Here is a 23,702-nt window from a genome sequence, read left to right on the forward strand (position 1 = left end):
GGTGATACAAATGAAATCGATTGGCTTTAATCTGAAAATTAGTAATGAAAAAACAAATTTAATTAAAGCGCTTTCAAGAAATGTTTCCGAAAGATTGAAAAAAAGTTCACAAAAAAGTTGTGAAACTATTTACAAAGTTTTTAAATATGCTATAATAATCTCGTAAACAAATTTGTGAAACATTTAACAAATCAAAAGGAGTCTCAAATGACTGAAAAAACTAAAGCGGTAGAAACTACAGATGTTGCTCTTGCAATTGATACATTAGTTCAAAACGGTTTAAAAGCACTTGATGAGATGCGTCAACTTAATCAAGAACAAGTTGATTATATTGTAGCTAAAGCTTCTGTTGCAGCCTTGGATGCCCATGGAGAACTTGCTCTTCATGCAGTAGAAGAAACTGGTCGTGGTGTCTTTGAAGATAAAGCGACAAAAAATTTATTTGCATGTGAACACGTCGTTAACAACATGCGTCATACAAAGACAGTGGGAGTTATTGAAGAAGACGATGTCACAGGCTTGACATTAATTGCTGAACCAGTGGGAGTTGTCTGTGGTATTACGCCAACAACCAACCCGACTTCAACTGCTATTTTCAAGTCATTAATCTCTCTTAAAACACGTAATCCAATTATTTTTGCCTTCCACCCATCAGCACAAGAATCATCAGCACATGCAGCACGTATTGTTCGTGATGCTGCTATCGCTGCTGGAGCTCCTGAAAATTGTGTCCAATGGATTGAACAACCATCGATTGATGCAACTAATGCTTTGATGAAACATGATGGTATTGCCACTATCCTTGCGACAGGTGGTAATGCGATGGTTAAAGCTGCCTACTCATGTGGGAAACCTGCCCTTGGTGTAGGTGCTGGGAATGTTCCAGCTTATGTTGAAAAATCAGCTAATATCCGTCAAGCTGCTCACGATATTGTTATGTCTAAATCATTTGATAACGGTATGGTATGTGCGTCAGAACAGGCTGTTATTATTGATAAAGAAATTTATAAAGAATTTGTTGAAGAATTTAAATCTTATCATACCTATTTCGTTAATAAGAAAGAAAAAGCTCTTCTTGAAGAATTCTGTTTTGGTGCAAAAGCAAATAGCAAAAACTGTGCTGGTGCAAAATTAAATCCAAATATTGTTGGAAAATCAGCAGTTTGGATTGCTGAACAAGCTGGATTTACTGTTCCAGAAGGAACAAATATTCTTGCCGCAGAATGTACTGAAGTTAGTGAAAAAGAACCTTTGACACGTGAAAAACTATCACCTGTTATTGCAGTATTGAAAGCTGAATCTACAGAAGATGGTGTTGAAAAAGCTCGTCAAATGGTTGAGTTTAATGGTCTAGGGCACTCAGCTGCTATTCATACAAAAGATGCAGACTTAGCTCGTGAATTTGGAACTAGAATTCGTGCTATCCGTGTTATTTGGAATTCTCCTTCTACTTTTGGTGGTATTGGGGATGTTTACAATGCTTTCTTGCCATCATTGACTCTTGGTTGTGGTTCGTATGGACGTAACTCAGTTGGTGATAACGTTAGTGCTATAAATCTCTTGAATATCAAAAAAGTAGGAAGACGTAGAAATAATATGCAATGGTTTAAAGTCCCTTCAAAAACATACTTCGAACGTGATTCTATTCAATATTTGCAAAAATGTCGCGATGTTGAACGTGTCATGATTGTTACAGATCACGCCATGGTTGAGCTTGGTTTCTTGGATCGTATCATTGAACAACTTGATCTTCGTCGCAATAAAGTTGTTTATCAGATTTTTGCTGAAGTAGAACCAGATCCAGACATTACAACAGTAATGAAAGGGACTGATTTAATGCGTACCTTCAAACCAGACACTATTATTGCATTAGGTGGTGGTTCTCCTATGGATGCTGCGAAAGTTATGTGGCTCTTCTATGAACAACCAGAAGTTGATTTCCATGACCTCGTTCAAAAATTCATGGATATCCGTAAACGTGCGTTCAAATTCCCAGAACTTGGTAAGAAAACAAAATTTGTTGCTATTCCAACAACTTCTGGAACAGGTTCTGAAGTGACACCATTTGCCGTTATCTCTGACAAAGCAAATAATCGTAAATATCCAATCGCTGATTATTCATTAACACCAACTGTAGCTATCGTTGATCCGGCCCTTGTTATGACTGTTCCTGGTTTTATTGCGGCTGATACGGGTATGGATGTATTGACACATGCAACAGAGGCTTATGTTTCACAGATGGCAAATGATTATACAGACGGACTTGCTCTTCAAGCAATTAAAATTGTATTTGACTACTTAGAACGCTCAGTAAAAGATGCTGATTTTGAAGCACGTGAAAAGATGCACAATGCGTCAACTATGGCAGGTATGGCTTTCGCCAATGCATTCTTAGGTATTTCTCACTCAATGGCGCATAAAATTGGCGCACAATTCCATACCGTACACGGACGTACAAATGCAATTCTTTTGCCGTATGTTATCCGCTATAATGGAACTCGTCCAGCTAAAACAGCAACATGGCCTAAGTACAATTACTATCGTGCTGATGAAAAGTATCAAGATATCGCTAAATTACTCGGCTTACCAGCAGCAACACCAGAAGAAGCTGTCGAATCATATGCAAAAGCTGTGTATGACCTTGGAACACGTTTAGGTATTAAGATGAATTTCCGTGACCAAGGCATTGATGAAAAAGAATGGAAAGAAAAATCTCGTGAACTAGCTTTCTTAGCATATGAAGATCAATGTTCACCAGCAAATCCACGCCTTCCAATGGTAGATCACATGCAAGAAATCATCGAAGATGCTTATTATGGTTATGAGGAACGTCCAGGACGCCGTAAGTAACAACAGTCGAAGAATCTCACTCTATTGAGTGGGATTTTTAGTTTCAAAAAGATTAACCAGTTAATAATATTTTCAAAAAATTTTCTGAAAATCACTTGACATAGTTTGTGAATAATAATACAATATAAAAATGTAAACGATTACAAATAAGATATATTTATTTCTAGGAGGTTTTATCATGAAAGCGGTTGTTGTTAATCAAGCTAGTACAGGTGTTGAAGTTGTTGAGCATGATCTTCCAAAAGTTGGTCATGGTGAAGCACTTGTAAAAGTAGAATACTGTGGTGTGTGCCATACTGATTTACACGTTGCACATGGAGATTTCGGCCAGGTACCAGGACGCATTTTGGGTCACGAAGGCATTGGTATAGTAGAAGAAATTGGAGAAGGCGTAACGTCTTTGAGGGTTGGTGATCGTGTCTCTATTGCATGGTTCTTTGAAGGGTGCGGTCATTGCGAATACTGTACTACAGGACGTGAGACGCTTTGTCGTAGTGTTAAAAATGCTGGATACAGTGTTGATGGTGGTATGAGTGAATACGCTATCGTTACCGCGGACTATGCGGTTAAGGTTCCTGAGGGATTAGATCCAGCTCAAGCATCATCAATCACTTGTGCTGGAGTAACAACATACAAGGCTATCAAAGAAGCTGGAGCTGCTCCTGGTCAGTGGATTGCAGTGTATGGTGCAGGTGGTCTTGGAAACTTAGCAGTCCAATATGCAAAAAAAGTATTCAATGCTCATGTTGTAGCTGTTGATATTAACGCAGATAAACTTCAATTAGCTAAAGAGGTTGGAGCAGATTTGACAGTTAATGGCAAAGAAATAAAAGATGTTGCGGCCTATATTCAAGAAAAGACAGGCGGTTGTCATGGAGTGGTTGTGACTGCTGTTTCTAAAGTTGCGTTTAATCAGGCGATTGACAGCGTTCGTGCTGGAGGTACAGTGGTAGCTGTTGGTCTTCCATCAGAATATATGGAATTGAGTATTGTAAAAACAGTACTTGATGGGATTCGTGTGGTTGGTTCCTTAGTTGGAACTCGTAAAGATTTAGAAGAAGCCTTCGCATTTGGAGCAGAAGGTTTGGTAGTACCAGTGGTTGAAAAAGTGCCTGTGGATACAGCTCCTCAAGTATTCGATGAAATGGAAAGAGGATTGATTCAAGGACGTAAAGTTCTCGACTTTACAAAGTGATAATGATATTACGCCCCCCTTTATTTTAATAAAGGGGGGTTAATTATATAACGAACAATGGACATGTTATTAAATTGTGTTACAATAACTAAAAGATATTTATATAAAGAGGGATTCTTATGGCAATAGTATATCAATCAACACGTGATGCTAGTAATAAAGTGACAGCTAGTCAAGCGATTCTAAAGGGATTAGCTGACGATGGAGGACTCTTTACCCCCATCACATTTCCAAAAGTTGATTTAGATTTCACTAAACTTAAGGATGCTTCCTACCAAGAAGTGGCTAAACTCGTTTTGTCAGCTTTTTTTGATGATTTTACTGAACAAGAATTGGATTACTGTATTAGTCAAGCTTATGATACTAAATTTGATACAACTGAAATAGCCCCAATAGTAAAGATTGGAGACCGGTATCACCTTGAATTATTTCACGGTCCTACAATTGCATTTAAAGATATGGCTTTATCCATTCTTCCTTATTTGCTAACAACAGCAGCCAAAAAACAAGGGGTTGATGATAAAATCGTTATTTTAACAGCAACATCAGGTGACACTGGTAAGGCAGCGATGGCAGGTTTTGCAGATGTTCCAGGAACTGAGATTATTGTATTTTATCCTAAACATGGTGTTAGTTATATTCAAGAATTGCAGATGATAACACAAGCCGGGCAAAATACCCATGTTGTTGCGATTGAAGGAAATTTTGATGATGCACAGACTTCGGTTAAAGAAATGTTCAATAATTCCCTTCTTCGATCAAAATTATCACAGCAGCATATGCAGTTATCATCAGCCAATTCAATGAACATCGGTCGCCTTGTTCCTCAAATTGTTTACTATATATATGCATATGCTCAATTAGTTAAGTCAAAGGAAATCTCAATTGGTCAACTAATTAATTTTAGTGTACCTACAGGAAATTTTGGTAATATTTTAGCAGCATATTATGCTAGTCAAATTGGATTACCTGTTACCAAACTCATTTGTGCCTCAAATGATAATAACGTTCTAACAGATTTTTTTAAGACACAAACCTACGATAAAAATCGAGAATTTAAAGTGACATCAAGTCCCTCTATGGATATTTTGGTCTCCTCTAATCTAGAACGATTAATCTTTCACCTTTTAGGCGATGATGCAGAAACGACTAAAAAATTAATGGAAGATTTAGTGACTACTGGGGAGTATGCCTTAGAGGCTAGGCAAGCAAATATTTTAGAGAGCTTTGTAGCGGGATTTGCGACAGAACAATTTGTTGAATTAGACATCAAACGTTTATTTGACCAGTATCAGTATATAGAGGATCCGCATACAGCTGTAGCATCAGCTGTTTATCAAGCTTATCAGACAGAAACTAAAGATCAAACTCCAACAGTAATTGTGTCAACAGCAAGTCCTTATAAGTTCCCGTGTGTTGTTACAAAGGCTATTACAAATAAAGAAGAGATACAGGATTTCGCTGCTATTTCAATCTTAAACGATTTGTCAGGTGTTTCTTTACCTAAGGCGGTTACAGATCTACAAAAGGCCGAAGTAATCCATAGAATGGTAGTACCTACCTCAAATATGCGAGAAACGGTTGAAGAGTGTCTAGGTTTGAAACAATAATAAAAATACGATTGTTTTAAAATATTTAGAGCGAGAAAGAAACATTTTAGAAATTTTCCCATCACTCTCTTTTTAATGATCCTGGGTAATAGAAAGGAGATACTGTGCGTTATAGTAAAGAGATTATTCAGTTAGCTATACCAGCTATGATTGAAAATATCTTACAAATGCTCATGGGAGTAGTTGATAATTATCTAGTGGCTCAGTTAGGTGTTGTAGCAGTATCAGGTGTTTCAGTTGCTAATAATATAATTACTATTTATCAAGCTATTTTTATAGCTTTAGGGGCGAGTATAGCAAGTCTATTGGCCAAGTCGTTAGCAGGTAGTGAGAAGGATGATGCAATTTCAGTATGTTCTCAAGCCATTTTTCTAACATCACTGATAGGGGCAGTATTAGGAATTATCTCGATTGTTTTTGGACAAACTTTCTTTAAACTTTTAGGGACAACAAAAAGTGTCGCACAAGTTGGTGGTTTATATTTAGCAATTGTGGGTGGAGGTGTTGTTACTTTAGGAATATTAACCACCCTAGGCTCATTTTTACGTGTGCAAGGGCAACCTCGTTTACCAATGTATGTCAGTATTTTTGTCAATTTCCTCAATGCAGTCTTATCAGGTTTTGCTATTTTTGAGTGGCGCTATGGTTTGGTCGGAGTGGCAGTATCAACTCTTATCGCAAGATTAATTGGTATTTGTATCCTTGCGAAGTATCTTCCTATTAAAAAAATAATAAAAAGAATGACTTGGAAAATCAGTGCACAAATTTGGAATCTTGCCTTACCATCAGCAGGAGAACGTCTGATGATGCGAGCTGGAGATGTTGTTATAGTTGCTATTGTTGTTCAGTTAGGTACAAATGTTGTAGCGGGAAATGCTATTGGAGAAACCTTGACACAATTTAATTATATGCCAGGACTTGGCATCGCAACTGCTACAATTATCCTAACTGCAAAATATGTAGGACAAAAAAATAGAGAATCTATAGAAGAAACTATTCAAAGTTCGTATTATATTGGCTTAGTTCTAATGATCCTTATATCAAGTTTTATGCTTCTTGCCGGCAAACCATTGACACAGTTATTTACAAATAATCCTTCTGCCATTAAAGGAAGTTTGATTGTTATTTTGCTATCTTTCGTAGGAGTACCTGCTACTATTGGGACCTTGGTTTATACAGCAGCTTGGCAAGGATTAGGAAATGCTAAACTCCCATTTTACACAACGACTATAGGCATGTGGTTAATCAGAGTAGTTCTTGGTTATTTATTAGGAATAGTTTTTGAATTAGGTTTGCTTGGGGTTTGGATGGCTACGATAGCAGATAATATCTTTAGGTGGCTGTTTTTGAAAGTTCGCTATCATCGATATATTCAAAAAATGTAACCAGAAATGGTTGCATTTTTTTTGAAAAAAAAATAAAATAATGCTTGCGTGTGCTGTTTTTTTTTGATATCATATACTGGTGCTGTGTATGAACAGCTTTAGCTATGATGCAAGAGGTTGCGACACGCTAGGTTGCATTGCCACGCAACTCGTGTTGGTTTTCTTGAGGAGCTAGCCTATTATCGTAAATAGACGAGAGGAGAAAAGATGGCAAACAAAAAAATCCGTATCCGTTTGAAAGCGTACGAACACCGTACACTTGATACAGCGGCAGAAAAAATCGTTGAAACTGCAACACGTACAGGTGCTACAGTTGCTGGACCAGTTCCGCTTCCAACTGAACGCAGTCTTTACACAATTATTCGTGCGACTCACAAATATAAAGATTCTCGCGAACAGTTTGAAATGCGTACACACAAACGTTTGGTAGACATCATCAACCCAACACAAAAAACTGTTGATGCTTTGATGAAACTTGATCTTCCAAGTGGTGTCAACGTAGAAATCAAACTTTAATTTGATTTCTGAGCACAAAAAACGCTCGTAAAAAACTTTTTGAAATAAAATAAGAAAAGGAAATATTTTCTCATGACAAAAGGAATCTTAGGGAAAAAAGTGGGAATGACTCAAATCTTCACTGAATCAGGCGAATTCATCCCTGTTACTGTCATTGAAGCAACTCCAAACGTTGTGCTTCAAGTTAAAACTGTTGAAACAGACGGTTACGAAGCAGTTCAGGTTGGTTTTGATGACAAACGTGAAGTATTGAGTAACAAACCTGCCAAAGGCCATGTTGCAAAAGCAAACACAGCTCCTAAGCGCTTCATTCGTGAATTCAAAAACATTGAAGGCTTAGAAGTTGGTGCAGAATTATCTGTAGAACAATTTGAAGCTGGTGATGTTGTTGACGTCACAGGGACATCAAAAGGTAAAGGTTTCCAAGGTGTTATCAAACGCCATGGTCAATCACGTGGTCCTATGGCTCACGGTTCTCGTTACCATCGCCGTCCAGGTTCTATGGGACCTGTTGCGCCTAACCGCGTTTTCAAAAACAAACGCTTGGCAGGACGTATGGGTGGTAACCGTGTAACAGTTCAAAACCTTGAAATTGTACAAGTTATCCCAGAGAAAAACGTTGTCCTCATCAAAGGTAACGTACCAGGTGCTAAGAAATCTCTTATCACTATCAAATCAGCAGTTAAAGCTGCTAAATAATAAGAAAGGAGAAAACAGTTAAAATGGCAAACGTTAAACTATTTGACCAAACTGGTAAAGAAGTTAGCTCAGTTGAGCTTAACGAAGCTATCTTCGGTATCGAACCAAACGAATCAGTTGTTTTTGATGTTGTAATCAGCCAACGCGCTAGCCTTCGCCAAGGTACTCACGCGGTTAAAAACCGTTCAGCAGTATCTGGTGGTGGACGTAAACCATGGCGTCAAAAAGGAACTGGACGCGCTCGTCAAGGTTCTATCCGCTCACCACAATGGCGTGGTGGTGGTGTTGTCTTTGGACCAACTCCACGTTCATACGGCTACAAACTTCCACAAAAAGTTCGTCGCCTTGCGTTGAAATCAGTTTATTCAGCAAAAGTTGCTGAAGATAAATTTGTAGCTGTAGAAAACCTTTCATTTGCAGCTCCAAAAACTGCTGAATTTGCGTCAGTTCTTTCAGCACTTAGCATTGATTCAAAAGTACTTGTAATCCTTGAAGAAGGTAACGAATTTGCTGCACTTTCAGCGCGTAACCTTCCAAACGTTACAGTTGCTACTGCAACTACTGCAAGTGTTCTTGATATCGTTAACGCAGACAAACTTCTTGTTACTAAAGAAGCAATCTCTACAATCGAGGGGGTTCTTGCATAATGAATTTGTATGACGTAATCAAAAAACCTGTTATCACTGAGAAATCAATGGTTGCTCTTGAAGCAGGGAAATATACATTTGAAGTTGACACACGTGCACACAAACTTTTGATCAAACAAGCTGTTGAAGCTGCATTTGACGGAGTAAAAGTTGCAAGTGTAAACACTGTGACAGTTAAACCCAAAGCAAAACGTGTTGGTCGTTACACAGGTTTTACTTCAAAAACTAAAAAAGCTATTATCACTCTTACAGCTGATTCAAAAGCAATCGAGTTGTTTGCTGCTGAAGCTGAATAATCTAAGGAGGAAATAACGTGGGTATTAAAGTTTATAAACCAACGACAAATGGCCGTCGTAATATGACTTCTTTGGATTTTGCAGAAATCACTACAAACACTCCTGAGAAATCATTGCTTGTTTCACTAAAGAATAAAGCAGGACGTAACAACAACGGACGTATTACTGTTCGTCACCAAGGTGGTGGACACAAACGTCATTACCGTTTGATTGACTTCAAACGTAATAAAGATGGTGTTGAAGCAGTTGTTAAAACAATTGAATACGATCCAAATCGTACTGCAAATATTGCTCTTGTACACTATACTGATGGTGTTAAAGCTTACATCCTTGCGCCTAAAGGCCTTGAAGTAGGTCAACGCATTATTTCTGGTCCAGAAGCAGACATCAAAGTTGGTAACGCACTTCCGCTTGCTAACATTCCAGTCGGTACAGTTATCCATAATATTGAATTGCAACCAGGTAAAGGTGCTGAATTGATTCGTGCCGCTGGTGCTTCTGCTCAAGTACTTGGTCAAGAAGGTAAATATGTTCTTGTTCGCCTTCAATCAGGTGAAGTACGTATGATCCTTGGTACTTGCAGTGCAACAATTGGTACTGTTGGTAATGAACAGCAATCACTTGTTAACATTGGTAAAGCAGGACGTAATCGTTGGAAAGGTGTTCGCCCTACAGTTCGTGGTTCTGTAATGAACCCTAACGATCACCCACACGGTGGTGGTGAAGGTAAAGCACCAGTTGGTCGTAAAGCACCATCTACTCCATGGGGTAAACCTGCGCTTGGACTTAAAACTCGTAATAAGAAAGCTAAATCAGACAAACTTATTGTTCGTCGTCGTAACCAAAAATAATAGGTTAATAGCATAATCTTATACAAATCCGCCAGCTCGGTAGTACACTATAGTGTACAGGCCGTTGTGGTACATTATTTAAAGGAGAAAACTACAAAATGGGACGTAGTCTTAAAAAAGGACCTTTCGTCGACGAGCATTTAATGAAAAAAGTTGAAGCTCAAGCAAATGACGAAAAGAAAAAAGTAATCAAAACTTGGTCACGTCGTTCAACGATTTTCCCAAGTTTCATCGGATACACAATCGCAGTTTATGATGGACGTAAACATGTTCCTGTTTATATCCAAGAGGACATGGTAGGTCACAAACTTGGTGAATTTGCACCAACACGTACTTACAAAGGTCACGCAGCTGACGACAAGAAAACACGTCGTTAATAGGAGGAGGACACAATGGCAGAAATTACTTCAGCTAAAGCAATGGCTCGTACAGTGCGTGTTTCACCTCGTAAAACACGTTTAGTACTTGATCTTATCCGTGGTAAGAATGTTGCTGACGCAATCGCAATCTTAAAATTCACTCCAAACAAAGCAGCTCGTGTTATTGAGAAAACTCTTAACTCAGCAATTGCAAATGCAGAAAACAACTTTGGTTTGGAAAAAGCAAACTTGGTAGTATCTGAAACTTTCGCTAACGAAGGACCAACAATGAAACGTTTCCGTCCACGTGCGAAAGGTTCAGCTTCACCAATCAACAAACGTACAACTCACGTAACTGTAGTTGTATCAGAAAAATAAGGAGGTAAAATCGTGGGTCAAAAAGTACATCCAATTGGTATGCGTGTCGGAATCATCCGTGACTGGGATGCGAAATGGTATGCTGAAAAAGAATACGCGGATTACCTTCATGAAGATCTTGCAATCCGTAAATTCATTAATAAAGAATTAGCTGACGCATCAGTTTCAACTATTGAAATTGAACGTGCAGTAAATAAAGTTATTGTTTCACTTCACACTGCTAAACCAGGTATGGTTATCGGTAAAGGTGGAGCAAACGTTGACGCTCTTCGTGGTCAACTTAACAAATTAACTGGAAAACAAGTACACATCAACATCATTGAAATCAAACAACCTGATTTAGATGCTCACCTTGTTGGTGAAAATATTGCTCGTCAATTAGAGCAACGTGTTGCTTTCCGTCGTGCTCAAAAACAAGCAATCCAACGTACAATGCGTGCAGGAGCTAAAGGTATTAAAACTCAAGTTTCTGGTCGTTTGAACGGTGCTGATATCGCTCGTGCTGAAGGTTATTCAGAAGGAACTGTTCCACTTCACACGCTTCGTGCTGATATCGACTATGCTTGGGAAGAAGCTGACACAACTTATGGTAAACTTGGCGTTAAAGTTTGGATTTACCGTGGAGAAGTTCTTCCAGCTCGTAAAAACACTAAAGGAGGCAAATAACAAATGTTAGTACCTAAACGTGTTAAACACCGTCGCGAATTCCGTGGAAAAATGCGCGGTGAGGCTAAAGGTGGTAAAGAAGTTTCATTCGGTGAATACGGACTTCAAGCTACAACTAGCCACTGGATTACAAACCGTCAAATCGAAGCTGCCCGTATTGCGATGACTCGTTACATGAAACGTGGTGGTAAAGTTTGGATTAAAATCTTCCCACACAAATCATACACTGCAAAAGCTATCGGTGTACGTATGGGTTCTGGTAAAGGGACACCTGAAGGTTGGGTAGCACCAGTTAAACGTGGTAAAGTGATGTTTGAAATTGCTGGTGTTTCTGAAGAAGTTGCACGTGAAGCATTACGTCTTGCTAGCCACAAATTACCAGTTAAATGCAAATTCGTAAAACGTGAAGCAGAATAAGGAGAAGACATGAAACTTCAAGAAATTAAAGATTTTGTTAAAGAGCTTCGTGGATTGTCTCAAGAAGAACTTGCTAAGAAAGAAAACGAACTCAAAAAAGAATTGTTTGATCTTCGTTTCCAAGCTGCAGCAGGTCAACTTGAAAAGACTGCTCGCCTTGACGAAGTTAAGAAACAAATTGCACGTGTTAAGACTGTGCAATCAGAAATGAAATAATAGATTGGGAAAGGAGAAATTCTAAATGGAACGTAATCAACGTAAAACTCTTTACGGACGCGTAGTGTCTGACAAGATGGACAAAACAATCACAGTTGTAGTTGAAACTAAACGTAACCACCCAGTCTATGGTAAACGTATCAACTATTCTAAAAAATATAAAGCACATGATGAAAACAACGTTGCTAAAGAAGGCGATATCGTTCGTATCATGGAAACTCGCCCACTTTCAGCTACAAAACGTTTCCGTCTTGTGGAAGTAGTGGAAAAAGCTGTTATTATCTAATCAAACTAAAAGGAGAAAATTGAAATGATTCAACAAGAAACTCGCTTGAAAGTTGCTGATAATAGCGGTGCTCGTGAGATCTTGACTATCAAAGTACTTGGTGGTTCAGGACGTAAATTCGCTAACATCGGTGACGTAATCGTTGCTTCTGTAAAACAAGCTACTCCTGGTGGAGCAGTTAAAAAAGGTGATGTGGTTAAAGCTGTTATCGTTCGTACAAAAACTGGTGCACGCCGCCCAGACGGTTCATACATCAAATTTGACGACAATGCTGCTGTAATCATCCGTGACGATAAAACTCCTCGCGGAACTCGTATCTTTGGCCCAGTTGCACGTGAATTGCGTGAAGGTGGCTACATGAAGATCGTTTCATTGGCACCAGAAGTACTTTAATCTCAGATTAACAAACGTAGTCCCCTAGGATTTCCTAGGGTGCCTTTCGAGGCGTAAGAAAAATAGGAGAAAAACTCAAATGTTTGTAAAAAAAGGCGACAAAGTTCGCGTTATTGCTGGTAAGGACAAAGGCACTGAAGCTGTAGTTCTTAAAGCTCTTCCAAAAGTAAACAAAGTTGTTGTTGAAGGCGTAGCCCTCATCAAGAAACATCAAAAACCAAATAACGAAAACCCTCAAGGCGCTATCGTTGAAAAAGAAGCTCCAATCCATGTGTCAAACGTTCAAGTTCTTGATAAAAATGGTGTAGCAGGACGTGTTGGTTACAAAGTTGTTGACGGCAAAAAAGTTCGTTACAACAAAAAATCAGGCGAAGTGCTTGATTAATCACGAAGGAAAGGAGAAGCATAATGGCAAATCGCTTAAAAGAAAAATATACTAATGAAGTTGTTCCTGCGTTGACAGAAAAATTTAACTATTCATCTGTTATGGCTGTGCCAAAAGTTGAGAAAATCGTTCTTAACATGGGTGTTGGTGATGCTGTATCAAACGCTAAAAATCTTGAGAAAGCTGCTGCTGAGTTAGCACTTATTTCAGGTCAAAAACCACTTATTACTAAAGCTAAGAAATCAATCGCTGGCTTCCGTCTTCGTGAAGGTGTAGCGATCGGTGCAAAAGTTACCCTCCGTGGTGAACGTATGTACGAATTCTTGGATAAATTAGTTTCTGTTTCACTTCCACGTGTACGTGACTTCCATGGTGTTCCAACGAAATCATTTGATGGACGTGGAAACTACACTCTTGGAGTTAAAGAACAATTGATCTTCCCAGAAATCAACTTTGATGACGTTGATAAAGTACGTGGTCTTGATATCGTTATCGTTACTACTGCTAACACTGATGAAGAGTCACGTGAATTGCTAAAAGGCCTTGGAATGCCTTTTGCAAAGTAATCTAGGAGGTAAATAAATTGGCTAAAAAATCTATGATTGCTAAGAACAAACGCCCAGCGAAGTTCTCTACGCAAGCTTACACTCGTTGTGAAAAATGCGGACGTCCACACTCAGTTTACCGCAAATTCCAACTTTGCCGTGTTTGCTTCCGTGACTTGGCTTATAAAGGTCAAGTACCAGGCGTAACTAAAGCATCTTGGTAATAAATTAATGATGCTTTGTGTTTAAAAGGTGTCATTGATAATGGCACTGATTTTTAAACGCAAATATATTAAGACCTAGTCTTACAACGTCCGTAAGGACTCATTAATTAGCAAGTGATTAAATTCAAACTGCTAATAAGAGGAGAATTAAAAAATGGTTATGACTGACCCAATTGCAGACTTTTTAACTCGTATTCGTAATGCTAACCAAGCAAAACATGAAGTGTTAGAAGTACCTGCATCAAACATTAAAAAAGGGATTGCTGATATCCTTAAACGTGAAGGTTTTGTAAAAAACGTTGAAGTTATTGAAGATGACAAACAAGGCATCATCCGTGTGTTCCTTAAATATGGACAAAATGGTGAACGTGTTATCACTAACTTGAAACGTATTTCAAAACCAGGTCTTCGTGTTTATACTAAACATGAAGATATGCCTAAAGTTCTTAACGGACTTGGTATTGCAATTGTATCAACTTCTGAAGGTCTTTTGACTGACAAAGAAGCTCGCCAAAAAAATGTTGGTGGAGAAGTACTTGCATATATTTGGTAAAATTTTACCTAAAATGCTCATTGAGTCACAGTATAATCCTGTGGTCTCATGAGTCCCCGTGAAAACTAGTTGCTCAAGCAGCTTGACAATTTAACAGGAGAAAATAAACATGTCACGTATTGGTAATAAAGTAATTACATTGCCTGCAGGTGTTGAAATCATTAACAAGGATAATGTTGTTACTGTAAAAGGACCTAAAGGCGAACTCACTCGTGAGTTTAATAAAAATATTGGAATCACTGTTGAAGGGACTGAAGTAACAGTTACTCGTCCTAACGACTCAAAAGAAATGAAAACAATTCATGGTACAACTCGTGCGAACTTGAACAACATGGTCGTTGGTGTTTCTGAAGGTTTCAAAAAAGCTCTTGAAATGCGCGGTGTTGGTTACCGTGCACAACTTCAAGGATCAAAACTTGTTCTTTCTGTTGGTAAGTCTCACCAAGACGAAGTTGAAGCTCCAGAAGGTGTTACTTTTGAAGTGCCAACTCCAACAACAATCAACGTAATCGGTATCAACAAAGAAAGCGTTGGACAAACTGCTGCTTACGTTCGTAGCTTACGTTCACCAGAACCATATAAAGGTAAAGGTATTCGTTACGTTGGTGAATTCGTACGCCGTAAAGAAGGTAAAACAGGTAAATAATAGGATTGATAGATTTTGTAGAATCTTTTCTGCAAATTCTCTATCTTTTCATTTTAATATTGTCATTTTGACATAACAATATATTTAAGAGGTGAAAATTGTGATTTCGAAACCAGATAAAAATAAAATCCGCCAAAAACGCCACCGTCGCGTTCGCGGTAAACTCTCTGGAACTGCTGATCGCCCACGTTTGAACATTTTCCGTTCTAATACAGGCATCTACGCTCAAGTAATTGATGACGTAGCGGGTGTAACGCTCGCAAGTGCATCAACTCTTGATAAAGAAGTTTCTAACGGAACAAAAACAGAACAAGCCGTTGTTGTCGGTAAACTTGTTGCTGAACGCGCAGTAGCTAAAGGTATTTCTGAAGTGGTGTTTGACCGCGGTGGATATCTCTATCACGGACGTGTAAAAGCTTTGGCTGACTCAGCTCGTGAAAACGGATTGAAATTCTAATAGGGAGGACACTTAATAATGGCATTTAAAGATAATGCAGTAGAACTTGAAGAGCGCGTTGTTGCGATTAACCGCGTTACAAAAGTTGTTAAAGGTGGACGTCGTCTACGTTTTGCAGCTCTTGTAGTTGTTGGTGACCGTAATGGTCGTGTTGGTTTTGGTACAGGTAAAGCTCAAGAAGTACCAGAAGCTATTCGCAAAGCTGTTGAAGCTGCTAAGAAAAACATGGTTGAAGTTCCTATGGTCGGTACAACAATTCCTCACGAAGTTCGTTCAGAATTTGGTGGAGCGAAAGTATTGTTGAAACCAGCTGTTGAGGGTGCTGGGGTTGCCGCTGGTGGTGCTGTTCGTGCCGTCATCGAATTAGCAGGTGTTGCAGATATTACATCTAAATCACTTGGTTCAAACACTCCAATCAACATTGTTCGCGCAACTGTTGAGGGCTTGAAACAATTAAAACGTGCAGAAGAAGTTGCTGCTTTACGTGGCATTTCTGTTTCTGACTTAGCATAAGAAAGGGGATTATAATGGCTCAAATTAAAATTACTTTGACTAAGTCTCCAATCGGTCGCAAACCAGAACAACGTAAAACAGTTGTTGCCCTTGGACTTGGTAAATTAAACTCTTCAGTTGTTAAGGAAGATAATGCTGCCATCCGTGGTATGGTTAACGCTATCTCTCACTTAGTAACTGTTGAAGAAGCTTAATTAAAAGCTAAATCGCACTGATTGTTATTGGTGCGATTTAAACAAATCGTATAGGCGAGTCTTTGCGGGGAGTACCTTTCCCCTCGTAAAGGCGTTAGCATTTTACAAATAAGGAGAAAAAATAATGAAACTTCATGAATTAAAACCTGCAGAAGGATCACGTAAAGTCCGCAATCGTGTGGGTCGCGGTACATCTTCAGGTAATGGTAAAACTTCTGGACGTGGTCAAAAAGGACAAAAAGCGCGTAGTGGTGGTGGAGTACGCCTTGGTTTTGAAGGTGGACAAACTCCATTGTTCCGTCGTATGCCAAAACGTGGGTTCTCAAACATCAATGCAAAAGAATATGCTCTTGTGAACCTTGACCAATTAAATGTCTTTGAAGATGGTACTGAAGTAACTCCAGTTGTTCTTAAAGAAGCTGGAATCGTGCGTGCTGAAAAATCAGGCGTTAAAATTCTTGGTAATGGTGAATTAACCAAGAAATTGTCTGTTAAAGCAGCTAAATTTTCTAAATCTGCTGAAGCAGCTATCACTGCTAAAGGTGGTTCAATCGAAGTCATCTAATTAATGAGAGGTAACTCATTATGTTTTTAAAATTACTTAGAGATGCACTCAAAGTAAAGATGGTAAGAAATAAAATTTTATTTACTATCTTTATCCTTCTTGTATTTCGTATCGGAACGCATATCACAGTACCGGGCATCAATGTTAAGAGTTTAGAACAAATGGGTGAACTTCCATTTCTAAATATGCTTAACTTAGTTAGTGGTAATGCAATGAGAAACTTTTCGGTATTCTCTATGGGAGTTAGCCCATACATTACTGCGTCTATTGTTGTTCAGCTACTTCAAATGGATATTCTTCCGAAGTTTGTTGAATGGGGAAAACAAGGAGAGGTAGGTCGTCGTAAGCTTAACCAAGCTACACGTTATATTTCTTTGTTCCTTGCATTCGTACAATCAATTGGTATTACTGCTGGTTTTAACACTCTATCAAGTGTTGCTTTAGTTAAAACTCCGAATGTACAAACATATTTGCTTATTGGTGCAATCCTTACAACAGGTAGTATGGTGGTTACTTGGCTAGGTGAACAAATTACTGATAAGGGATTCGGAAATGGAGTGTCTATGATTATCTTTGCGGGGATCATTTCTTCCATTCCAAGTGCAATTACAACTATCTACGAAGATTTCTTTGTAAATGTACGCTCTTCAGCAATTACAAATTCTTACATCTTTGTCGGGATTCTTATTGTAGCAGTATTAGCAATTGTATTTTTTACAACATTTATTCAACAAGCTGAATACAAAATTCCAATCCAATATACAAAACTTGTTCAAGGAGCTCCTACAAGTTCATATCTTCCTCTAAAAGTAAATCCAGCTGGTGTTATTCCCGTTATCTTTGCTAGCTCGATTACAACAATTCCAAGTACGATTATTCCTTTCTTTCAAAATGGTAAAGAAATTCCTTGGCTTACTAAACTCCAAGAATTACTTAATTATCAAACCCCAGTCGGTATGATTATCTATGCTATCTTGATTATTCTGTTCTCTTTCTTCTATACTTTTGTACAAGTAAACCCTGAAAAGACAGCAGAGAATCTTCAAAAAAATTCGTCCTACATTCCAAGTATTCGACCAGGACGAGAAACAGAAGAGTATATGTCATCGCTATTGAAAAAATTAGCAACAATTGGTTCAGTATTTCTAGCATTTATTTCCTTGTTACCAATTATTGCTCAACAAGCGTTGCATTTGTCATCAAGTATTGCGTTAGGTGGTACAAGCTTACTCATTTTGATTGCAACAGGTATTGAAGGTATGAAACAACTTGAGGGCTATCTTTTGAAGAGACGCTATGTTGGATTCATGAATACAACAGAATAGAATATAGGTTGACTCTGTCAACCTTCTATTTTGTTTTTTAATAAGTCCGACATGCTGTGTTGGATTTATTTAAAAACAAAATAAGGAGACTATAATGAATCTTTTAATTATGGGTTTGCCTGGTGCTGGTAAAGGTACTCAAGCAGCTAAGATTGTTGAAGAATTTGGTGTTGCTCACATCTCAACAGGGGATATGTTCCGCGCCGCAATGGCTAATCAAACCCAAATGGGACGTTTAGCTAAAAGTTATATTGATAAAGGTGAATTGGTTCCTGATGAAGTAACAAACGGGATTGTAAAAGAGCGCTTAGCTGAGGATGATATCGCAGAAAAAGGTTTTTTACTTGATGGATATCCACGTACTATTGAGCAAGCACACGCCTTAGATGCTACGCTTGAAGAACTAGGACTACGCTTAGATGGTGTTATTAATATTAAAGTGGATCCAACATGCCTTATAGAGCGTTTGAGTGGCCGTATTATCAATCGTAAAACTGGTGAAACTTTCCACAAAGTGTTCAACCCACCAGTAGATTATAAAGAAGAAGATTACTATCAACGTGAAGATGATAAGCCTGAAACTGTCAAACGTCGCTTGGACGTTAATATTGCTCAAGGAGAACCTATTCTTGAACACTATCGTAAGCTTGGTCTTGTTACAGATATTGAAGGTAATCAAGAAATAACAGAAGTTTTTGCAGATGTTGAAAAAGCGTTGCTAGAACTCAAATAAATTATGCTAATCTACTTGCATAAGTAGATTAGTAATGATATACTAAGTTAGTCTGACTTATAATTGTTACCTCTTTATAGAGGACATCAAATCGAAATTTAGGGGGTACTTTTGCGTGGCAAAAGAAGATGTGATTGAAATTGAAGGTAAAGTTGTTGAAACTATGCCTAACGCAATGTTTACTGTTGAGTTGGAAAATGGACACCAAATTTTGGCAACTGTATCAGGAAAAATCCGTAAAAACTACATCCGTATTTTGGTAGGTGATCGTGTTACTGTTGAAATGAGCCCATACGATTTAACACGTGGACGCATCACATACCGCTTTAAATAGTCGAAATAATTGGAGGGATTAAAACATGAAGGTAAGACCATCGGTTAAACCAATTTGCGAATACTGTAAAGTTATTCGTCGTAACGGTCGTGTTATGGTAATTTGTCCGACAAATCCAAAACACAAACAACGTCAAGGATAATATAGAAAGGAGATAAAATGGCTCGTATTGCTGGAGTTGATATTCCAAATGACAAACGTGTAGTAATTTCACTTACTTATGTATACGGAATTGGTCTTTCTACATCTAAAAAAATCTTAGCAGCTGCAGGTATTTCTGAAGATATCCGCGTTAAAGATTTGACACCAGATCAAGAGGACGCTATCCGTCGTGAAGTTGATGCAATCAAAGTTGAAGGTGACCTACGTCGTGAGGTAAACTTGAATATTAAACGTTTGATGGAAATCGGTTCATACCGTGGAATCCGTCACCGTCGTGGACTTCCTGTCCGTGGACAAAATACTAAAAATAACGCTCGCACTCGTAAAGGTAAAGCTGTTGCGATTGCAGGTAAGAAAAAATAAAATAGGAGGTAAAACAATTGGCTAAACCAACACGCAAACGTCGTGTGAAAAAGAACATCGAATCTGGTGTTGCTCATATTCACGCTACATTCAATAACACTATTGTTATGATTACAGATGTGCATGGTAACGCTCTTGCATGGTCATCAGCTGGTGCTCTTGGATTTAAAGGTTCTCGTAAATCTACTCCATTTGCTGCTCAAATGGCTGCTGAAGCTGCTGCTAAATCTGCACAAGAACACGGTCTTAAAACTGTTGAAGTTACTGTAAAAGGTCCTGGTTCAGGTCGTGAATCTGCTATCCGTGCCCTTGCTGCAGCTGGTCTTGAAGTAACTGCAATTCGTGATGTGACTCCTGTACCACATAATGGTGCTCGTCCTCCAAAACGTCGTCGTGTATAATCATAGCATTTTATAGTACACAACTTTTCGTTTAAGAGGGAGTAACTAAATGATTGAGTTTGAAAAACCAATAATAACAAAAATTGATGAAAATAAAGATTACGGCAGATTTGTCATCGAACCACTAGAACGTGGCTACGGTACAACTCTAGGAAACTCTCTTCGTCGTGTGCTTCTGTCTTCACTTCCAGGTGCAGCAGTCACATCAATCAAAATTGATGGAGTATTACACGAATTTGATACTATCCCAGGTGTACGTGAAGATGTGATGCAAATCATCCTTAATGTAAAAGGACTTGCTGTGAAATCTTACGTCGAAGACGAAAAGATTATCGAACTAGACGTTGAAGGTCCTGCAGAAATTACTGCCGGAGATATTTTAACAGATAGTGATATCGAAATTGTAAACCCTGACCATTATCTTTTCACAATTGCTGAAGGTCACAGTTTGAAAGCAACAATGACCGTTGCTAAAAACCGAGGTTATGTTCCAGCAGAAGGAAATAAAAAAGATGATGCACCAGTAGGAACATTGGCTGTAGATTCAATCTATACACCAGTGAAAAAAGTTAATTATCAAGTTGAACCTGCTCGTGTAGGTAGTAATGATGGCTTTGATAAATTAACTATTGAAATCATGACAAATGGCACAATCATTCCTGAGGATGCTCTTGGTCTTTCAGCTCGCGTCTTAATTGAACACTTAAACTTGTTTACTGATTTAACAGAGGTTGCTAAAGCAACTGAAGTAATGAAGGAAACAGAGAAAGTGAACGATGAGAAAGTGCTTGACCGCACAATTGAGGAACTTGATTTGTCAGTGCGCTCATATAACTGTTTAAAACGTGCTGGAATTAATACAGTATTTGATTTAACAGAAAAAACTGAGCCTGAAATGATGAAAGTCCGAAACTTAGGACGTAAGAGTCTTGAAGAAGTTAAAATCAAACTTGCCGATCTAGGTCTTGGATTAAAAAACGATAAATAAAATAGGAGGACATAATGGCTTACCGTAAACTAGGACGCACTAGCTCACAACGTAAGGCAATGCTTCGTGATTTGACAACCGATCTTCTTATCAACGAATCAATTGTAACTACTGAAGCACGTGCTAAAGAAATCCGTAAAACAGTTGAAAAAATGATTACTCTAGGTAAACGTGGTGATTTACATGCTCGTCGTCAAGCTGCTGCTTATGTACGTAATGAAATTGCATCAGAAAACTATGATGAAGCTTCTGATAAATATACATCAACAACAGCTCTTCAAAAACTTTTTGACGACATCGCACCTCGTTATGCTGAACGTAACGGAGGATACACTCGTATTCTTAAAACAGAACCACGCCGTGGCGATGCTGCCCCAATGGCAATTATTGAATTAGTATAATTTTTATCAATTTTGTTGAGTGTTATGATGATGGAATCAATCGATTCTTAGTCTAGCTCTGGTCTACCGCTGAGAATTATTCTCAGCGGGAACACTCATCATATATTGTTAAATAGGTAACGCTTGTTTACGAAATGCAAACAATTTTGTTTATATTTCGTAAGCAGGCGTTTTATGTATTATATTTATTGGATATTTTCGATGAGCAAAGAGTTTAATAGCTAGACTACATTTCTCAATAGTGGTTATATAATTTCTCTTAATTGAATATAGAGGAATAGTTATGTCTATACTAAATTTATAAAATACAAAAATAGTATTGACAGGAAGTAGAAATATTTAGTATAATGAATAAGTTGTCTCGAGAGAGCAGTTTCTAGTAGCGCGTAGTTAACAACTTAAAAAAAGTGGTTGACAAAGCAGAATAAGTTTGCTAGAATATAGAAGTTGTCTCAAGAGAGGCAAAGACCTTTGAAAACTGAACAAGACGAACGAATGTGCAGGGTGGATTTACATTGTAAATCCGTCAATGACAAAAAACAATAAATCTGTCAGCGAGACAGAAAAGAGCAAAGCTCAAACTTTTAATGAGAGTTTGATCCTGGCTCAGGACGAACGCTGGCGGCGTGCCTAATACATGCAAGTAGAACGCTGAGGTTTGGTGTTTACACTAGACTGATGAGTTGCGAACAGGTGAGTAACGCGTAGGTAACCTGCCTCATAGCGGGGGATAACTATTGGAAACGATAGCTAATACCGCATAAGAGTAATTAACACATGTTAGTTATTTAAAAGGAGCAATTGCTTCACTGTGAGATGGACCTGCGTTGTATTAGCTAGTTGGTGAGGTAAAGGCTCACCAAGGCAACGATACATAGCCGACCTGAGAGGGTGATCGGCCACACTGGGACTGAGACACGGCCCAGACTCCTACGGGAGGCAGCAGTAGGGAATCTTCGGCAATGGACGGAAGTCTGACCGAGCAACGCCGCGTGAGTGAAGAAGGTTTTCGGATCGTAAAGCTCTGTTGTTAGAGAAGAACGTTGGTAGGAGTGGAAAATCTACCAAGTGACGGTAACTAACCAGAAAGGGACGGCTAACTACGTGCCAGCAGCCGCGGTAATACGTAGGTCCCGAGCGTTGTCCGGATTTATTGGGCGTAAAGCGAGCGCAGGCGGTTCTTTAAGTCTGAAGTTAAAGGCAGTGGCTTAACCATTGTACGCTTTGGAAACTGGAGGACTTGAGTGCAGAAGGGGAGAGTGGAATTCCATGTGTAGCGGTGAAATGCGTAGATATATGGAGGAACACCGGTGGCGAAAGCGGCTCTCTGGTCTGTAACTGACGCTGAGGCTCGAAAGCGTGGGGAGCAAACAGGATTAGATACCCTGGTAGTCCACGCCGTAAACGATGAGTGCTAGGTGTTAGGCCCTTTCCGGGGCTTAGTGCCGCAGCTAACGCATTAAGCACTCCGCCTGGGGAGTACGACCGCAAGGTTGAAACTCAAAGGAATTGACGGGGGCCCGCACAAGCGGTGGAGCATGTGGTTTAATTCGAAGCAACGCGAAGAACCTTACCAGGTCTTGACATCCTTCTGACCGGCCTAGAGATAGGCTTTCTCTTCGGAGCAGAAGTGACAGGTGGTGCATGGTTGTCGTCAGCTCGTGTCGTGAGATGTTGGGTTAAGTCCCGCAACGAGCGCAACCCCTATTGTTAGTTGCCATCATTAAGTTGGGCACTCTAGCGAGACTGCCGGTAATAAACCGGAGGAAGGTGGGGATGACGTCAAATCATCATGCCCCTTATGACCTGGGCTACACACGTGCTACAATGGTTGGTACAACGAGTCGCAAGCCGGTGACGGCAAGCTAATCTCTTAAAGCCAATCTCAGTTCGGATTGTAGGCTGCAACTCGCCTACATGAAGTCGGAATCGCTAGTAATCGCGGATCAGCACGCCGCGGTGAATACGTTCCCGGGCCTTGTACACACCGCCCGTCACACCACGAGAGTTTGTAACACCCGAAGTCGGTGAGGTAACCTTTTAGGAGCCAGCCGCCTAAGGTGGGATAGATGATTGGGGTGAAGTCGTAACAAGGTAGCCGTATCGGAAGGTGCGGCTGGATCACCTCCTTTCTAAGGATAAGGAAACC

Annotated in this window: 33 protein-coding genes and 1 rRNA gene; all 34 read left to right on the forward strand. The window is 39.2% G+C overall.

The window, feature by feature from the left end; genetic code table 11:
• Positions 1–207: 207 nt before the first annotated feature.
• The 34 genes from adhE to A6J68_RS01640 all read left to right on the forward strand — a co-directional run bounded on the left by adhE (position 208) and on the right by A6J68_RS01640 (position 23,685).
• A complete protein-coding gene (gene adhE / locus A6J68_RS01475; protein WP_000137031.1) occupies positions 208–2,850 on the forward strand; it encodes a bifunctional acetaldehyde-CoA/alcohol dehydrogenase in 2,643 nt (880 codons plus the stop codon).
• A gap of 178 nt (positions 2,851–3,028) precedes the next feature.
• On the forward strand, positions 3,029–4,045 hold the full coding sequence (adhP, locus tag A6J68_RS01480; protein ID WP_000649193.1) for an alcohol dehydrogenase AdhP: 1,017 nt from the start codon (positions 3,029–3,031) through the stop codon (positions 4,043–4,045).
• A gap of 119 nt (positions 4,046–4,164) precedes the next feature.
• Entirely contained in the window at positions 4,165–5,655 is a 1,491-nt protein-coding gene (gene thrC / locus A6J68_RS01485; RefSeq protein WP_001029129.1) for a threonine synthase, read from the forward strand.
• 104 nt (positions 5,656–5,759) lie between these two features.
• The gene (locus tag A6J68_RS01490) at positions 5,760–7,040 is read left to right on the forward strand and encodes an MATE family efflux transporter (RefSeq protein WP_001270709.1); all 1,281 of its coding nucleotides are present in this window, start codon (positions 5,760–5,762) and stop codon (positions 7,038–7,040) included.
• 207 nt (positions 7,041–7,247) lie between these two features.
• On the forward strand, positions 7,248–7,556 hold the full coding sequence (gene rpsJ / locus A6J68_RS01495) for a 30S ribosomal protein S10 (protein ID WP_001284518.1): 309 nt from the start codon (positions 7,248–7,250) through the stop codon (positions 7,554–7,556).
• Positions 7,557–7,628: 72 nt separating this feature from the next.
• Positions 7,629–8,255, forward strand: a complete 627-nt coding sequence (gene rplC, locus A6J68_RS01500; RefSeq protein ID WP_000160205.1) for a 50S ribosomal protein L3 — start codon at positions 7,629–7,631, stop codon at positions 8,253–8,255.
• 23 nt (positions 8,256–8,278) lie between these two features.
• Positions 8,279–8,902, forward strand: coding sequence for a 50S ribosomal protein L4 (rplD, locus tag A6J68_RS01505; RefSeq protein WP_000024418.1), 624 nt, complete (start codon positions 8,279–8,281; stop codon positions 8,900–8,902).
• On the forward strand, positions 8,902–9,198 hold the full coding sequence (locus A6J68_RS01510; protein ID WP_001055343.1) for a 50S ribosomal protein L23: 297 nt from the start codon (positions 8,902–8,904) through the stop codon (positions 9,196–9,198). Before rplD ends, A6J68_RS01510 begins: the two co-directional genes overlap by 1 nt.
• 17 nt (positions 9,199–9,215) lie before the next feature.
• Positions 9,216–10,049 (forward strand): 50S ribosomal protein L2, encoded by an 834-nt coding sequence (gene rplB / locus A6J68_RS01515; RefSeq protein ID WP_000511738.1) that lies wholly within the window; start codon positions 9,216–9,218, stop codon positions 10,047–10,049.
• Between the two features lie 98 nt (positions 10,050–10,147).
• Positions 10,148–10,426, forward strand: coding sequence for a 30S ribosomal protein S19 (gene rpsS / locus A6J68_RS01520; RefSeq protein ID WP_000533765.1), 279 nt, complete (start codon positions 10,148–10,150; stop codon positions 10,424–10,426).
• A 15-nt stretch (positions 10,427–10,441) separates the two neighbouring features.
• The gene (rplV, locus tag A6J68_RS01525) at positions 10,442–10,786 is read left to right on the forward strand and encodes a 50S ribosomal protein L22 (protein ID WP_000818141.1); all 345 of its coding nucleotides are present in this window, start codon (positions 10,442–10,444) and stop codon (positions 10,784–10,786) included.
• A 12-nt stretch (positions 10,787–10,798) separates the two neighbouring features.
• The gene (gene rpsC / locus A6J68_RS01530; protein ID WP_000529929.1) at positions 10,799–11,452 is read left to right on the forward strand and encodes a 30S ribosomal protein S3; all 654 of its coding nucleotides are present in this window, start codon (positions 10,799–10,801) and stop codon (positions 11,450–11,452) included.
• 3 nt (positions 11,453–11,455) lie between these two features.
• Positions 11,456–11,869: a 50S ribosomal protein L16 gene (gene rplP / locus A6J68_RS01535; protein WP_000960952.1), complete on the forward strand. Its 414-nt coding sequence runs from the start codon at positions 11,456–11,458 to the stop codon at positions 11,867–11,869.
• Positions 11,870–11,878: 9 nt separating this feature from the next.
• A complete protein-coding gene (rpmC, locus tag A6J68_RS01540; RefSeq protein ID WP_000775731.1) occupies positions 11,879–12,085 on the forward strand; it encodes a 50S ribosomal protein L29 in 207 nt (68 codons plus the stop codon).
• Positions 12,086–12,110: 25 nt separating this feature from the next.
• On the forward strand, positions 12,111–12,371 hold the full coding sequence (gene rpsQ, locus A6J68_RS01545) for a 30S ribosomal protein S17 (protein WP_000440811.1): 261 nt from the start codon (positions 12,111–12,113) through the stop codon (positions 12,369–12,371).
• A 24-nt stretch (positions 12,372–12,395) separates the two neighbouring features.
• Positions 12,396–12,764 (forward strand): 50S ribosomal protein L14, encoded by a 369-nt coding sequence (gene rplN, locus A6J68_RS01550; protein WP_000615920.1) that lies wholly within the window; start codon positions 12,396–12,398, stop codon positions 12,762–12,764.
• Positions 12,765–12,843: 79 nt separating this feature from the next.
• Positions 12,844–13,149: a 50S ribosomal protein L24 gene (gene rplX / locus A6J68_RS01555; RefSeq protein ID WP_000497687.1), complete on the forward strand. Its 306-nt coding sequence runs from the start codon at positions 12,844–12,846 to the stop codon at positions 13,147–13,149.
• A 23-nt stretch (positions 13,150–13,172) separates the two neighbouring features.
• Positions 13,173–13,715 (forward strand): 50S ribosomal protein L5, encoded by a 543-nt coding sequence (rplE, locus tag A6J68_RS01560; protein ID WP_000013545.1) that lies wholly within the window; start codon positions 13,173–13,175, stop codon positions 13,713–13,715.
• Between the two features lie 17 nt (positions 13,716–13,732).
• Entirely contained in the window at positions 13,733–13,918 is a 186-nt protein-coding gene (locus A6J68_RS01565; RefSeq protein ID WP_001085698.1) for a type Z 30S ribosomal protein S14, read from the forward strand.
• A gap of 154 nt (positions 13,919–14,072) precedes the next feature.
• The gene (rpsH, locus tag A6J68_RS01570; RefSeq protein WP_000245501.1) at positions 14,073–14,471 is read left to right on the forward strand and encodes a 30S ribosomal protein S8; all 399 of its coding nucleotides are present in this window, start codon (positions 14,073–14,075) and stop codon (positions 14,469–14,471) included.
• Positions 14,472–14,580: 109 nt separating this feature from the next.
• Positions 14,581–15,117, forward strand: coding sequence for a 50S ribosomal protein L6 (gene rplF, locus A6J68_RS01575; protein WP_000086620.1), 537 nt, complete (start codon positions 14,581–14,583; stop codon positions 15,115–15,117).
• Positions 15,118–15,217: 100 nt separating this feature from the next.
• On the forward strand, positions 15,218–15,574 hold the full coding sequence (rplR, locus tag A6J68_RS01580) for a 50S ribosomal protein L18 (protein ID WP_001865622.1): 357 nt from the start codon (positions 15,218–15,220) through the stop codon (positions 15,572–15,574).
• Between the two features lie 18 nt (positions 15,575–15,592).
• The gene (gene rpsE, locus A6J68_RS01585) at positions 15,593–16,087 is read left to right on the forward strand and encodes a 30S ribosomal protein S5 (protein ID WP_000874200.1); all 495 of its coding nucleotides are present in this window, start codon (positions 15,593–15,595) and stop codon (positions 16,085–16,087) included.
• A gap of 14 nt (positions 16,088–16,101) precedes the next feature.
• Complete coding sequence (gene rpmD, locus A6J68_RS01590) at positions 16,102–16,281, forward strand: 50S ribosomal protein L30 (RefSeq protein WP_000057245.1); 180 nt, start codon at positions 16,102–16,104, stop codon at positions 16,279–16,281.
• 124 nt (positions 16,282–16,405) lie between these two features.
• Positions 16,406–16,846 carry a 50S ribosomal protein L15 gene (rplO, locus tag A6J68_RS01595; protein ID WP_000766093.1) on the forward strand — a complete coding sequence of 147 codons (441 nt, stop codon included), beginning with the start codon at positions 16,406–16,408 and terminating at the stop codon, positions 16,844–16,846.
• Between the two features lie 20 nt (positions 16,847–16,866).
• The gene (gene secY, locus A6J68_RS01600; protein WP_000478891.1) at positions 16,867–18,171 is read left to right on the forward strand and encodes a preprotein translocase subunit SecY; all 1,305 of its coding nucleotides are present in this window, start codon (positions 16,867–16,869) and stop codon (positions 18,169–18,171) included.
• Positions 18,172–18,265: 94 nt separating this feature from the next.
• Positions 18,266–18,904: an adenylate kinase gene (locus tag A6J68_RS01605; protein WP_001050424.1), complete on the forward strand. Its 639-nt coding sequence runs from the start codon at positions 18,266–18,268 to the stop codon at positions 18,902–18,904.
• Positions 18,905–19,019: 115 nt separating this feature from the next.
• Positions 19,020–19,238: a translation initiation factor IF-1 gene (gene infA / locus A6J68_RS01610; RefSeq protein WP_001040189.1), complete on the forward strand. Its 219-nt coding sequence runs from the start codon at positions 19,020–19,022 to the stop codon at positions 19,236–19,238.
• Between the two features lie 25 nt (positions 19,239–19,263).
• Positions 19,264–19,380 (forward strand): 50S ribosomal protein L36, encoded by a 117-nt coding sequence (gene rpmJ, locus A6J68_RS01615; RefSeq protein WP_000868345.1) that lies wholly within the window; start codon positions 19,264–19,266, stop codon positions 19,378–19,380.
• Positions 19,381–19,397: 17 nt separating this feature from the next.
• Positions 19,398–19,763 (forward strand): 30S ribosomal protein S13, encoded by a 366-nt coding sequence (rpsM, locus tag A6J68_RS01620; RefSeq protein ID WP_000090785.1) that lies wholly within the window; start codon positions 19,398–19,400, stop codon positions 19,761–19,763.
• A 17-nt stretch (positions 19,764–19,780) separates the two neighbouring features.
• A complete protein-coding gene (gene rpsK / locus A6J68_RS01625) occupies positions 19,781–20,164 on the forward strand; it encodes a 30S ribosomal protein S11 (RefSeq protein WP_001118387.1) in 384 nt (127 codons plus the stop codon).
• Positions 20,165–20,213: 49 nt separating this feature from the next.
• The gene (locus A6J68_RS01630) at positions 20,214–21,152 is read left to right on the forward strand and encodes a DNA-directed RNA polymerase subunit alpha (RefSeq protein WP_000568977.1); all 939 of its coding nucleotides are present in this window, start codon (positions 20,214–20,216) and stop codon (positions 21,150–21,152) included.
• Between the two features lie 14 nt (positions 21,153–21,166).
• Complete coding sequence (gene rplQ / locus A6J68_RS01635; RefSeq protein ID WP_000331497.1) at positions 21,167–21,553, forward strand: 50S ribosomal protein L17; 387 nt, start codon at positions 21,167–21,169, stop codon at positions 21,551–21,553.
• A 583-nt stretch (positions 21,554–22,136) separates the two neighbouring features.
• A 16S ribosomal RNA gene (locus tag A6J68_RS01640) occupies positions 22,137–23,685 on the forward strand.
• Positions 23,686–23,702: the final 17 nt, after the last annotated feature.

It is taken from the genome of Streptococcus sp. 'group B' (assembly GCF_002073795.1).
In the GTDB taxonomy this organism is placed as follows: domain Bacteria; phylum Bacillota; class Bacilli; order Lactobacillales; family Streptococcaceae; genus Streptococcus; species Streptococcus agalactiae.

What these genes read in the sequence shown, in the direction of transcription:
- rplV (WP_000818141.1), top strand. Translation starts at nt 10,442, where the DNA reads ATGGCAGAAATTACTTCAGCTAAAGCAATGGCTCGTACAGTGCGTGTT.
- rpsM (WP_000090785.1), top strand. Translation starts at nt 19,398, where the DNA reads ATGGCTCGTATTGCTGGAGTTGATATTCCAAATGACAAACGTGTAGTA.
- rplO (WP_000766093.1), top strand. Translation starts at nt 16,406, where the DNA reads ATGAAACTTCATGAATTAAAACCTGCAGAAGGATCACGTAAAGTCCGC.
- rpsQ (WP_000440811.1), top strand. Translation starts at nt 12,111, where the DNA reads ATGGAACGTAATCAACGTAAAACTCTTTACGGACGCGTAGTGTCTGAC.
- rplF (WP_000086620.1), top strand. Translation starts at nt 14,581, where the DNA reads ATGTCACGTATTGGTAATAAAGTAATTACATTGCCTGCAGGTGTTGAA.
- rpmJ (WP_000868345.1), top strand. Translation starts at nt 19,264, where the DNA reads ATGAAGGTAAGACCATCGGTTAAACCAATTTGCGAATACTGTAAAGTT.
- rpsJ (WP_001284518.1), top strand. Translation starts at nt 7,248, where the DNA reads ATGGCAAACAAAAAAATCCGTATCCGTTTGAAAGCGTACGAACACCGT.
- secY (WP_000478891.1), top strand. Translation starts at nt 16,867, where the DNA reads ATGTTTTTAAAATTACTTAGAGATGCACTCAAAGTAAAGATGGTAAGA.
- rplD (WP_000024418.1), top strand. Translation starts at nt 8,279, where the DNA reads ATGGCAAACGTTAAACTATTTGACCAAACTGGTAAAGAAGTTAGCTCA.
- rpsE (WP_000874200.1), top strand. Translation starts at nt 15,593, where the DNA reads ATGGCATTTAAAGATAATGCAGTAGAACTTGAAGAGCGCGTTGTTGCG.
- A6J68_RS01630 (WP_000568977.1), top strand. Translation starts at nt 20,214, where the DNA reads ATGATTGAGTTTGAAAAACCAATAATAACAAAAATTGATGAAAATAAA.
- A6J68_RS01510 (WP_001055343.1), top strand. Translation starts at nt 8,902, where the DNA reads ATGAATTTGTATGACGTAATCAAAAAACCTGTTATCACTGAGAAATCA.
- rplC (WP_000160205.1), top strand. Translation starts at nt 7,629, where the DNA reads ATGACAAAAGGAATCTTAGGGAAAAAAGTGGGAATGACTCAAATCTTC.
- rpmD (WP_000057245.1), top strand. Translation starts at nt 16,102, where the DNA reads ATGGCTCAAATTAAAATTACTTTGACTAAGTCTCCAATCGGTCGCAAA.
- A6J68_RS01605 (WP_001050424.1), top strand. Translation starts at nt 18,266, where the DNA reads ATGAATCTTTTAATTATGGGTTTGCCTGGTGCTGGTAAAGGTACTCAA.
- rpmC (WP_000775731.1), top strand. Translation starts at nt 11,879, where the DNA reads ATGAAACTTCAAGAAATTAAAGATTTTGTTAAAGAGCTTCGTGGATTG.
- rplE (WP_000013545.1), top strand. Translation starts at nt 13,173, where the DNA reads ATGGCAAATCGCTTAAAAGAAAAATATACTAATGAAGTTGTTCCTGCG.
- rpsH (WP_000245501.1), top strand. Translation starts at nt 14,073, where the DNA reads ATGGTTATGACTGACCCAATTGCAGACTTTTTAACTCGTATTCGTAAT.
- thrC (WP_001029129.1), top strand. Translation starts at nt 4,165, where the DNA reads ATGGCAATAGTATATCAATCAACACGTGATGCTAGTAATAAAGTGACA.
- adhE (WP_000137031.1), top strand. Translation starts at nt 208, where the DNA reads ATGACTGAAAAAACTAAAGCGGTAGAAACTACAGATGTTGCTCTTGCA.
- rplP (WP_000960952.1), top strand. Translation starts at nt 11,456, where the DNA reads ATGTTAGTACCTAAACGTGTTAAACACCGTCGCGAATTCCGTGGAAAA.
- adhP (WP_000649193.1), top strand. Translation starts at nt 3,029, where the DNA reads ATGAAAGCGGTTGTTGTTAATCAAGCTAGTACAGGTGTTGAAGTTGTT.
- rplQ (WP_000331497.1), top strand. Translation starts at nt 21,167, where the DNA reads ATGGCTTACCGTAAACTAGGACGCACTAGCTCACAACGTAAGGCAATG.
- rplX (WP_000497687.1), top strand. Translation starts at nt 12,844, where the DNA reads ATGTTTGTAAAAAAAGGCGACAAAGTTCGCGTTATTGCTGGTAAGGAC.
- rplN (WP_000615920.1), top strand. Translation starts at nt 12,396, where the DNA reads ATGATTCAACAAGAAACTCGCTTGAAAGTTGCTGATAATAGCGGTGCT.
- rpsS (WP_000533765.1), top strand. Translation starts at nt 10,148, where the DNA reads ATGGGACGTAGTCTTAAAAAAGGACCTTTCGTCGACGAGCATTTAATG.